We start from the raw sequence: 526 nt of genomic DNA on the forward strand, positions 1-526 counted from the left end.
ATCTTATGTAATTGGAACTTGATGTAGCTTTATCTTGGATCATCATTTTTCCTCTAAGCAGCTAACGCCTTGTTAAGGGGTGAAGCACGCAACACCAACGCATAGTAAAAATGCCACGCGTGCTGAATCCCTCTTGAACAATTTGTTATACGCGTCCTATCGGTTGTACTTAACCTTATTCAAAACTTCTTTTAATTCATGCGTTTTCTCAAGGTTTACACCGTGAATATTGGCTAAAGCACAAACATAATACAAGACGTCATATAACTCTTCTGCGATTGAACCTTTAAGTTCATCTAACGTTGGTTGCCCACTTTTACCTTTGCGAATGGATTCAGATAATTCGCCAACTTCTTCGATTAATTTTAAAAAATAGTGTTCAGATTGCTCTGGGGCATAATCGAATTCTTTTATATGACTTTGTAACTCAGATAACTTCATAACGTCCTTTTTGTATCATTTTCCATAAAGCGTATAACGCCGCATTAAGGTGTGAGTAACGCGACCAAGATGCTTAACCTTACCA

Annotated in this window: 1 protein-coding gene; it reads right to left on the minus strand. The window is 37.5% G+C overall.

What is annotated here, in order from left to right; translation table 11 throughout:
* Positions 1 to 156: 156 nt before the first annotated feature.
* A complete protein-coding gene (locus R7190_RS30505; RefSeq protein WP_017448465.1) occupies positions 157 to 441 on the minus strand; it encodes a MazG nucleotide pyrophosphohydrolase domain-containing protein in 285 nt (94 codons plus the stop codon).
* Positions 442 to 526: the final 85 nt, after the last annotated feature.

This window comes from Vibrio sp. 1078-1 (genome assembly GCF_033340475.1).